Origin of the sequence: Pedobacter sp. UBA5917 (genome assembly GCF_002432345.1) — a bacterium.
Lineage (GTDB): Bacteria > Bacteroidota > Bacteroidia > Sphingobacteriales > Sphingobacteriaceae > Pedobacter.
Window position 1 is genome coordinate 1 of record NZ_DJDT01000339.1, and the last position, 11,062, is coordinate 11,062.

General features: G+C 41.3%; 6 protein-coding genes. All 6 read right to left on the reverse strand.

All coding sequences use genetic code 11. The features are described 5' to 3' along the window. Positions 1 to 25: 25 nt before the first annotated feature. Positions 26 to 1,234: a DUF4998 domain-containing protein gene (locus B2V92_RS23350; protein ID WP_293312646.1), complete on the reverse strand. Its 1,209-nt coding sequence runs from the start codon at positions 1,232 to 1,234 to the stop codon at positions 26 to 28. A gap of 117 nt (positions 1,235 to 1,351) precedes the next feature. After that, a complete protein-coding gene (locus B2V92_RS23355) occupies positions 1,352 to 2,539 on the reverse strand; it encodes a DUF4959 domain-containing protein (protein ID WP_293312647.1) in 1,188 nt (395 codons plus the stop codon). 56 nt (positions 2,540 to 2,595) lie between these two features. Then, positions 2,596 to 4,533 (reverse strand): RagB/SusD family nutrient uptake outer membrane protein, encoded by a 1,938-nt coding sequence (locus B2V92_RS23360; protein WP_293312649.1) that lies wholly within the window; start codon positions 4,531 to 4,533, stop codon positions 2,596 to 2,598. 21 nt (positions 4,534 to 4,554) lie between these two features. Beyond that, on the reverse strand, positions 4,555 to 7,830 hold the full coding sequence (locus tag B2V92_RS23365) for a SusC/RagA family TonB-linked outer membrane protein (protein ID WP_293312650.1): 3,276 nt from the start codon (positions 7,828 to 7,830) through the stop codon (positions 4,555 to 4,557). Positions 7,831 to 8,218: 388 nt separating this feature from the next. Then, entirely contained in the window at positions 8,219 to 9,811 is a 1,593-nt protein-coding gene (locus tag B2V92_RS23370) for a solute:sodium symporter family transporter (protein WP_293312651.1), read from the reverse strand. Between the two features lie 7 nt (positions 9,812 to 9,818). Then, positions 9,819 to 10,841 carry a GntR family transcriptional regulator gene (locus B2V92_RS23375; RefSeq protein ID WP_293312653.1) on the reverse strand — a complete coding sequence of 341 codons (1,023 nt, stop codon included), beginning with the start codon at positions 10,839 to 10,841 and terminating at the stop codon, positions 9,819 to 9,821. Positions 10,842 to 11,062: the final 221 nt, after the last annotated feature.

The window sequence follows — 11,062 nt, forward strand, 5'->3', positions numbered from 1 at the left end:
CGTTCCAGTCGAGATGACGACGTATTTACTCTTTATTCCACAATCTGATTTCGCTTATATTGCTATAATTACCATCTCCGGTGGTTACATGTTTAATCCTGATACGAATATAACGAATCGGTTTACCACCGTTGTCCAAATCGGCGGTTATTGCATTTTTGCCATCATCCGATCGGGTTACATCTTTTAAAAGTATCCATCCCTTACTGGTAGCTTCAGCAGGCCAACCGCTGTTACTGGCTGATAAAGTAGTAGTTGCATTGGTTAAATCGGCAGTTCCCCAAACTTCAAAACGATCAGGATTGTTACAGCAATCGCGTCCGGTTTCTTCAATGCGCGATAAATTGGTATAAACCTTGCCCAAATCGAAAGTAATTACGTGCGGCATACCACTGTTGCCCGCACTATGGAAAACATTCGGATAGCCCTGCGGCCCCACACTCCCATCCCACAATTTGCTGATGCTGGTACCCGACTCGTAGGTCTGTGCATCTCCTGGCAAACGCACTTCTGCAAAAAGCGAACGGTCGCAAAGTACATACTTGTAAACCTGCGGAAAAATAGAATAGGCATTTACCGCAAAAACATCCAACGAGCTCCTTTCAGGGATATAAGAAGAGAGATACTGAATTTCAGTGCCGGCTTTATAACTGGGCAGAACAATAGAGTTATCTTTTGCTAAAAGCGTCACTTCTGCAGCGTTTCCGGCCGCATTGGTGTATTTTATCAGGGTACCGGTATTAATGGTATCGGGTGTGTTAAAGTTTAGTTTAACAGATCCATCGGCATTTACAACATAAGGTTCGGTAGCATTATAGCCTCTGTTCAGTAATCCTCCTTTGTAAGTTGGTCCGTATACTTTTACATTGTTTACGTCTTTTGGCACTGATCTGTTCCCATTTTTATCATAAGAGTAAATGGTAAAGGCATAAACAAATTCCTGAAGATTCGGTATGGTTGCAAAAACGCTATCGGTTTTGCCATTGATGGCCACCACCTGCGAATCGACTTTGTTATTATAGTAAATTACATATTTCACAATGCTTGGGTCGGAACTTGATTTCCATTTTAACTGTGCACGAAGATTCCCGGACCTGCTCAGTACATCTTTGGGACTTCCGGTATAGATAATTTCATGCCCGTTAAATAAGTCCCTGAAATCTGTTTGCTGTTTTTTACAGCCCATCGTAATAGCCAGTGCAAAAAGGCCTACGAAAATTATAAGATTTTTCATCCGTATATAATTGTTTTTTAATGATGATGAACCTATCATGATTTATTCATTTCTGTGTGCAGACAAATCATGATGGTTTCATCTCTTTTAAATTTGATATCAGATTGGGTTTTAATATTATTGTGGCGTTCCATAAGGCGTAAATTCCATCAGGTGTGCCGCTGCTTCGTTGCCCCAAACCGTTGATACGGCAATTCTGAGGTATTTAACAGCCGGTGCTGCCGTTGGTACCTTGAAGCTTACACCGTTTTTAACAAAATCGTTATCCGACGAATTAATTGCGGTTGGGAGATTGCCCGATGGTGGATCCGGAAAACGGAAATTCCCCAGGTTTACCCAATTTCCTATCACTGTACCTTCTGCCGCCGTTACAGGAAGCTGAATATCGGTAGGCGTTGATGAGTTTGTTCCCCAAAGTGCAAATACTTTTGGATTGGCAAATTTATAGGTGTACTGATCGCCTGTTCTTTCGTAAAGTACAAAACGGCTTAACTTATAGGTTTTCCCGATACCAAAACTGCAGGAATATGGAAGCGCTACACCGTAACGGGTATGCCAGCCGTTTCCATCCTGCTTGCCATCCCATAAATACGGTAATGTCCAGCCAAAGTCTGTCGGACTATCTGTGTTTAGGTTTAATACACTGAATTTTGATTTATCAGCTGCTTCCTCCGCCAGTGGGATTAATGCCTTCTGAAGCGTATCCGAAATATTGCCCCATCTATCGGTAACATAAACCCCGAACCGCCTTTCGGTTGAAGAAAAACCCGTAACCGAATAATCGATTTTTGCATCTTTGGTAAAACGCTGATCCTCGATTTCCATGGCTTTTGTATTGTTGTTATAGCTCAGCACAACAATGCCAATCTGTTTTTTCAACGGATTATCCGCTGTAATATTCACCCCGCTAAAATCAGCCGTAAGATTTACTGATGGACGTACTACCGAATAAACCGGGGTTAACGGATTAACCGTTACGGTAACCGGATCGGACATTACGTTTGCCCTCGAAACCGTATAAAGCGTTACCTGATATGGTTTTGCTTTTGCAAAACCTTCAACAACTACCGTATCCTGATAATAAGATGATTTTGTTTCGCGGTCGGCATTATCATTTATCTTGTACTTGGCTAGCACATAAAGAATATTTTGGGAATTGGGGAGGTTATAGATAATGTTTGCTCCACCATTAAAATTATCGACCTTAATATTGCTTACGGGCAGCGGTTTAGTTGTGTCTTCAGAAATAACAGCATTAAAACCGTTATTTTTCTTGCATGCCACCACGCCGATAATTATCAGCATGATAAGACATGGAAAACTATATTTTTTTATGTTCATGATCAGATCTTCTTTAAATTTTACCAAAATGGATTTTGAACTAAATTGGGGTTAACCGCAAGGTTATCTGCCTTAATAGGCCACAGATAATCTTTTGTACTGAAAACCGGAACAAAAAGATTACGCGGACGATAATAGTTTACCGATTGATCGTCGAAAATGCTCCATCCCTGCATAGGTTTGGCCATTACTGTTTGTAACTCTTTCCAGCGGCGCAGATCCCAGCCTGGTATACACTCAAAAGCAAGCTCTATCCTTCTTTCCTGGTGGATGATCTGACGAAGACCGGCCTGGCTAGTGTATTTCATTGGATTGGTAGAAAGCGTGGCTGTCCATGCATCTGCTACAGTTGGGATCTTTGCTCTTTTTCTCACCTCATCTATATAAGGTAATACCTCCGAATAGTTTTTTCCCTGTTCGTTCAGCGCCTCTGCATATAACAGATAAAGGTCTGAAAGCCTCATTAGTGGAAAATGGAAATCTTCATAAGACAAACGGTCGTTGTAAACCGTTAAATAATTAACCAGTTTTTTCGGCCAGTAGCCCGAAATATTGGTATGGGCTCCATCTTTCGGACCTGCAAAGCTCGTAGTTCCGCGTGCCTGTACATAGTTTGCGTTTGCCGGATCGCCTAGCTGGCCGTTGCCATACCAAACACCTCCATCAAATGCAATAGATGCATAAAACCTTGGTTCGCGTTTGAAATGTGCTTTTACGGTTTCGTAGCCGTTGTGCACATAATACTGATCAGCAGTTCCTGCGGTTTGCAAAGTATAGCGGTTTCTGTAGTCCCAGGTTTTGTCTTCCTCTATCGGCAAGCCATTATTGGTGTAAAACAGTTCCTGCTCGGCAATAGGAACAGCAAAAGTACCCTGTGCGCTATTTATATTCAGCGCAGCGGCAGCATTTAAACGGGGAATACATCTTTCCTGTTTTCCAAATCCGAAAACCGGGGCCATACCCCATATCAGTTCGGTATTCTGCTCCCATTTATCGGTAATTGCGGTTTGAAACGATAGTACATTAACCAGTTCCTGTGGCAGATTAGCAGGCATATTAGCCGTTGGGATAAAGGTATGTAACCTCAAACCGGCCGCTAAACATGCTTTTAATGCTTCATCGCATGCCTGGGCAGCTCGGTCCCATTTTTGCTGATCTTTCTGTACGCTGAAAAGCTGTTGCCCATCTTTATTACGGAGCCCGGCATAATCTGTATTGCCATTAAATAAGGGGCTTGCTGCAGCTACCAGAATCTGTGCTTTAACGGCACGCGAAATAAGGGAAGTTATTCTTCCAAGTTCCTGGGTCTGATTCTGGATCTGTGTAGGAAGATCAGGCGTAGCTTCATCCAATAACTTAACCATGTAGTTTACAACCGAATCAACAGGTTTTCTTTTTACCCTCGTTTCTTCTATCGAGCTGTTTATCGGCAGGTTAACATCGGTAATCGGAATAGGTCCGTACATCCTGAACAGGTAAAAATGATAATAAGCTTTAAGGAACTTTACCTCGGCAATCCATCTCCTTTTTTCTGTATCACCAAGATCTATCGGTTTGTCGATATTTTCGAGCATGGTATTACAGCGTCTGATGGCATTGAACATGGCCTGTCCATCCTCATTTCCATCCCAGTAGTTTAATCCAGGGTTTGTACTGGTTTGTGTACCCCTCATCATGTTAAAGCCGGTTGCTTTAATACCCTGTGTATCGTTTATTTCATTCTGGCCCGGAAAAACAATCTCGCCGGAAGTAGAAAATCCCCCATCTAACCAAGGGTTCTGCAACTGCTGCAGCGTGCTGTAACAGGTAAACAGATAATTTTCTGCTTCATTACGGTTCCTGAAAGCGTAATCTATTGTACCTACATTATCAGGGGTAACGTTGAGGTATTTTTTGCATGATGCGATGGATGACACCATAACAACTGCGAATATTATTTTTGAATATAATGACTTCATAGCTTAATTCTTTATTTTTAACTATAAACTAACATTTACGCCGAGGTTGTAAACTTTCTGCAATGGATAAGAAAACCCATTTCCACCTATCTCCGGATCCCACATTGTAAACGGACTCCATGTTATCAGATTTAGACCGCTGAAATAAACCCTCAGATTTCTAAGTTTAATCTTTTCTGCCAGCTTGCGGGGTAAGGTATAACCTACTTCTAATGATTTCATCCTTAAGAAACTACCATCGCGTAACCACCATGAACTGTTCTGACGGTTGTTTTCGATTACCGCACCATTTATACCAAGCCTAGGGTACAATGCATACAGGTTTTGGTTATCTTCTGACCAGTGATCGTCTGCATATTGCTGTATAACCTGGGTATTGCCCGGTAACCACGAATCGGGACTTTTAATAAACGGACTTGTTCTGGCCGGATCGATTACAAAAGATACACCTGCCTGCCCCTGGAAAAACATGTTGAGATCGAAGTTTTTGAAACCGGTAGAAACACCGAAACCGTATACAATTGTAGGCACGGTTGGATTTCCGAACCAGGTTTGATCTTTACTATCTATTACCCCATCGTTGTTCAGATCGCGGTATTTGATATCACCACCCATAGGAGGAATACCATTGGTGCTAAAAATCTGTTTAGGCGAGTTTCTGGCCTCGCTGTCGTCAACAAATAAACGTTCGGCGATGTAGCCAAAATTTCTGTTAAGTGAAACACCATTATGCAAACGGTATTTATCGGCAAAATCAGGTTCTTCGTACTGGGTATATTTATTTTTGGCCAGGGTAAAATTAGCGAGCCCTGATACCCAAAGGTCGTTACTGAAATTATGTTTTCCATCAAGTGAGAACTCAATACCCTGCGATTCTACCTTGCCGATATTGGCCGAAATCTGCGATTCGAGTCCCATAGTGCTTGGAATATCTTTTCTATCCTGTAAAATATCTGATTTAAAGTTTTTGTAAACCTCAGTGGTAAATCTGATGTTCTTAAGTAAAGTTAATTCCAATCCCAGGTTAATCTGTCTCGATACTTCCCAGGTAACATCCCTGTTCTCATAATTGTTGATGGTAACCCCATTATGCGAATAACCAAGGTTGGTACCAAATGAGGCTGGATTCCCCCCATTCAGGTTAACATCCGAGAGGTAAAAAAACCTCCTGTCGCTGATGGCGTCGTTACCTACCAAGCCATAACTTCCCCTGATTTTCATCCTGTCGATTACATTGGAAAGGTCTCCATAGAATTTTTCTCCCGATACAATCCACGAGGCACCTACCGTTGGGAAGAAACCAAAGCGGTGATTTTCGGAGAAACGTTCAGAGCCATTGTAACCAAAGTTAAACTCCAGAAAATATTTGCTTCTGTAAGCATAAGTGGCACGACCGGATAACCCCAGGTTCCTGAACGGCAATGAATTAAACAGTGTACTGGCGTTTGCATTGAGCAATTGCTGTTGTGTACCGATCAATGCAGCACTTACATTGTGGTATTTGTTGATGTCGACCGAATAATCCAATACCCCCTGTAGGTAAAGGAAAGTATTTAGTGTACTTGCCCCTGCATAATAGTTTAAATATTCCCTTGCCTGATCGGGTTTATTGTTGATCCAGTTTAAGGTATATTGGTTAGTGGCTTTGTCGTATGATTGCACATTATAAAAATAAGGTGCATAAGCCAGTTGCGATTCAAACCTTGCGTATCTGTTTGTACTGAAGATTCCTTTAAAATTTAAACCTTTTGTCAGGAAATCAAGTTTTTGGTTAACCTCGATCTGCGCAAGCATCCTTGATTCCGAAAATCTTCTGTTTCCCCTCAATAACGCAGCATAAGGGTTGATGTTTTTTACATCTGTTGATGACGTTGGCGGCGTACTTCCATCAGGTAATACAACGGCATCGGTATTATTACCAAAAAGAATGTGCTGAACACGTGCATTGGCTTTATCAGGCTCGTAATAAGCCGGAAAATCAACCGGACTGGTGTGGGTAGCTATATTATATAAATCGGTTGCAAACGATGGATCGTTCGTCATTGGGCCCACGTACTCGTTAAAGTTACCCGATAAACGCACAATCAGTTCGGTAGTGCGGGTAAGATCAATGTTTACATTAGAACGTAACTGATAGTTTTTAAAGCGTACATTATTGTTGTTGTTGTTTCTGATATCGGTTTTCAATATGCCATTATCATTCGAATAAGAACCTGCTACATAATAACGGGCTACACCACCGCCGCCAGAAATATTGAGGTTGGCCCTTTGTGTTGAAGTATTTTTCTTAAACAGCATATCCATCCAGTTTACCGCCGGATAAACATAAGGGTTACTGCTAGGCGCACCAGTCATGGTAGCCTGCGTATTTAATATCTTATTCGGTGTATACGGTGCCCCGGGCGAACTCCTTGTGCTCAGCGCTTCGTTATAAAGTTTCATATAGGTAACCGGATCGGCAATCTGCAATGGACTGATCGGCGAAGAGGTTGACCCCTCCAACCTAAAGTTAATCTGTGCTTTACCAATTTTACCTTCTTTGGTTTTAACGAGAATTACGCCGTTTCCTCCCCTGGCGCCATACAACGCAGTAGCACTTGCATCTTTTAACACAGAAAAACTTTCGATATCATCCACCTGTAAGCGTGCAAGATCAGTAGAGGTCATTTCTACGTTGTCAATCAAAATCAACGGATCTCTCCTGTAACCAAAGGTAGTTACGCCGCGGATAAAGAAATTCGCATTATCCTGCCCTGGCTGTCCACTTGGTTGAAATGCAATAACCCCTGCTACCTTACCGGCAAATGCAGTGGTAAGGTTACTGGCAGGCACTTTTAAATCGCCCGGTTTCACTGATGTTACCGCACCAACAATGGCTTCCTTCCGTTGTTTCTGTCCCAGGGCAGTAATCACAACCTCCTCGGCCTGCACTGCATCTTCCGCAAGTTTAATATTTAGTACTGTAGTGTTTGCCGTAACCGTTACCCTTTTCTCTGCGTAACCTATAAAGGAGAAACGCAGTTCAACGCCAGATTCAACATCAAGGATAAACCTACCATTGTTATCGGTTTGGGTACCAGCCTTAGGCCCGCTAACCGTAGCTACAATAACTCCGGGAATGGCAACTCCCGCCGTATCGGTAACCTTACCCGTAATGGTTTTCTTCCCTACCTGGGAATAACTTTTTACAGGCATAAAAATCAGGAAAAATACAAGCATCGAACCTGTCAATACCAGTGCATTTTTTAGCCTGCCAGACACCGAAAGGTGTCCACAAAACAAAAATAATTGCTTCATTTGCTAATAAGCTTTTAAATGATGAATTAGAAAATTGTAGATAGATGTAGATCGGCAGGTATTAACCTCTTTTAAGATTTTTTCGATCTGCCGGCCATCCTTTAACAGTTGAAGGAAGGGTTTGCACTGCTGCACAATAAGTTGTAAAATTTCTCATATTTTGGGATTATTTGGTTAATGAAAACATTGGTTTAGGTTTGGAAATGATCTTAGCATTTTATTTACCTTATTATGCCCTTTTGTAAAAAGGAAATAAAATACTGGAATACAAGTAAATCAAAATTTTATCCTATCCTATCCTATCCTACTATTTTCAGATACAATTATAAACAAAATATTTAATATTCCAAGTGTCTAATAAAAATATATAATCAACTGAATTTCAGGTCTAAGCAAGTATATACGAAGAGAAAATAAAAAAGACAAGCGCCATCAGTGAGACGAGTATTACATGATAGTAATGTCTATTCTGCCAGGGAATAATTTCTATTTTATTATCCAGCACCAAATGGTATGGCTGCTGCTTTGGGTACAGCTTGGAGATACCCAGCATCAATAAAACAGTAATGATAAATATAATGGCCAGCGTGTGGAGGTAATGCAGATGGATAGAAAATACCCACTCGCTCATCACGTAACAGGCAATAAAGAAAATCATCCCGATTTTAGCGGCAACAGGTGGCATCTTTTTGGTAATAAAGCCGATAAAGATGATGGTAAAGATTGGAAGGCTAAAAATAGCACTGATTTTTTGCAGGTATTCGTAAAAGCCATTTTTCGAAAAAATAATAAAGGGCGCAAAAACCATCGCAAACAGCGAGACTGAAATCTGGAATAACCTGCCCGTACGCAATAAACTCTTATCAGACAATACTTTTCCTTTTTTCTCCATAAAAGGTTTGTATAAATTAAGGAGAAAAAGGGTGCTGGAACTGTTTAATCCGGCATTAAAGGTGGTAATGGCTGCGCCAAAAAGCACACAGGCCGATAAGCCCATTAAAAGCGGCGGCAGTACATCTTTAATCAGCAATGGAAACACCTGGTTGGTATTGGTTAAAACCGGATAAAGGTGTACAGCAATTAATCCGGGTATATTGATCAGCAACGGGCAGAGCAATTTGGCAAAACAGGTTAATGCAATACCTTTCTGGCCTTCTTCCAAACTTTTGGCAGCCAGTACCTGCTGGATAATGTACTGCTCCATGCCCCAGTAATAAAGGTTAACAATGAGCATACCGGTAAACAGGGTAGAAAAAGGAACGGCATCTTTACTGCTGCCAATGGCATTTAGATGTTCTTTTTTGGTAGAGAGTACGGTAGAAAGGCCACTGAAGAAATCGCCATGGCCCAGATAGCGCAATCCGTAATACGGCAATGCAATAATCAGGATCAACATCCCGGCGCTCAATACCGTATCGGAAATGGTGATGGCTTTAAAACCACCTAAAATAGTATAAATGGACCCGATCAGTCCCATAATCCATACAAAAACCCAGATGCTTTCCCAATACGAAAGCTGGAAACCCGAAAGATCGATCAGGTTACTAAAGGCCACCGCACCACCATACAGCACCGATGGCAGCAGGTTAATGATATAACTAAAAAGAAAAACCACCGAAACTAGTGTTTTGGTCTGTTTATCGTAGCGTTTCTCCAAAAAATCGGGAATGGTGCGGATGCCTGTTTTAAAATAAATGGGAATAAAAAACTCCGAAACAATAATCATGGCCAGGATTGATGAAATCCCCCAGCCGATTACCGACATATTATTGATGTAAACCGATTCGTTTTCGCCGATAAACTGGTTGGCGCTAATGTTGCTGAAAAACAGTGAGGCACCGATGATGATAAAACCATTGGTACGGTTGGCAAAGAAAAAACCACTGATGGTAGAGCGCTGCGATTTCCGTGTTTTGAAGTAAGAAATAACCGCGGCCAATACCGTGAACGCAATAAAACTGATGATGGCTATGGTTCCCACGCTGCTATTAAAGTGAATTTCTTCTGATCAGTTGATTTTCCATTACATGTTTAATGGGCTTGAGACTTAGCACAAACTCGGCTGCGAGACGGCCCATGTGCGCAAAATCGATGGAAAAAGTGGTAATTCCATCAAAAATGATCTCTTTAACGTTATCATCGTTATGCGAAAGGATGCCCAGATCTTTACCCACCTTTAATCCTTTTACCTTGGTATCTTTCAGCATTTCCCAAAGTTCGAGATTGTGTATGGTAAAATAAACCTTATCGGGTGCGATACTCCCGGCCTCGTAACTGTTCTTGATGGTGCCCTTGATGTTAAACTCTTTTATAAAACGTTTAAAAGAAATCAACACTTCGTTGGGTTCGGCTGATGAAGGTTTAAAAAAGAAAACAAATTCCGAAAACTCCTTAATCCTGGGAGCCAGTTGTAAAAAAGCATTATAAGAAGCCTTTTCAAACTCCTGAACGATGTAGGAGTAATCGCCTTTCAGTTTTACATAACGATCCACGATCAGCAGTTTTTCTTTCGGCAACTGTTCCAGTACTTCTTTAGCCTCCTTACTTTCTATGGGTGCAATTACATATAAACCGTACTGCCCTTTGTTACTGTTGATAATGGATTCGAAAACACTGAAGTTGTTGTGGTGGAAATACACATCAACCTGGATATTATCGCCCAAATGATCGCGAAAGTTCTGATAAAAAGTTTCCTGGAAGGTATCGAAAGCGTAAATGAGCAAACATACTTTAAGGTGCTGTTCGGTATCATCGGTAGCCACAAAATAACCCATACGGTTTTTCGACTCCAAAATGCCCCTACTGATCAGTTCTTTATAAGCCTTACCAATGGTTTCTTTGGCAAAACCGGTTTCACGCATCATTTCGTTTACAGATGGCAACATATCACCTTTGGCAATCAGTTTATGATTTAGGCCATTGATGATCCCTTGTACAAGCTGTTCGTGTTTCGAGAAAGAATTGATGATGCTCAACGCTTTGATTTCGTTGAACAGCTTTTCCTTATTCATGCAGCGATATTTGGTTTAATCGATTTACTAGCGGTTAATTTACCCGAAATATATAAATTTAATAGAGATTATCGGTAAAAAAATTTCGTGGCTGCTTCATTCAACCGCCGTGGTCTGTATCCCCACAGACCACTTTACTAATTTATCCAATTACTACACAATTTTTAATCATTACCTTCGGAATGTCTCCAAATTTGCACGGAGACACAGATTAACACGGA

What these genes read in the sequence shown, in the direction of transcription:
- B2V92_RS23350 (WP_293312646.1), bottom strand. Translation starts at nt 1,234, where the DNA reads ATGAAAAATCTTATAATTTTCGTAGGCCTTTTTGCACTGGCTATTACG.
- B2V92_RS23355 (WP_293312647.1), bottom strand. Translation starts at nt 2,539, where the DNA reads ATGCTGATAATTATCGGCGTGGTGGCATGCAAGAAAAATAACGGTTTT.
- B2V92_RS23360 (WP_293312649.1), bottom strand. Translation starts at nt 4,533, where the DNA reads ATGAAGTCATTATATTCAAAAATAATATTCGCAGTTGTTATGGTGTCA.
- B2V92_RS23365 (WP_293312650.1), bottom strand. Translation starts at nt 7,830, where the DNA reads ATGAAGCAATTATTTTTGTTTTGTGGACACCTTTCGGTGTCTGGCAGG.
- B2V92_RS23375 (WP_293312653.1), bottom strand. Translation starts at nt 10,841, where the DNA reads ATGAATAAGGAAAAGCTGTTCAACGAAATCAAAGCGTTGAGCATCATC.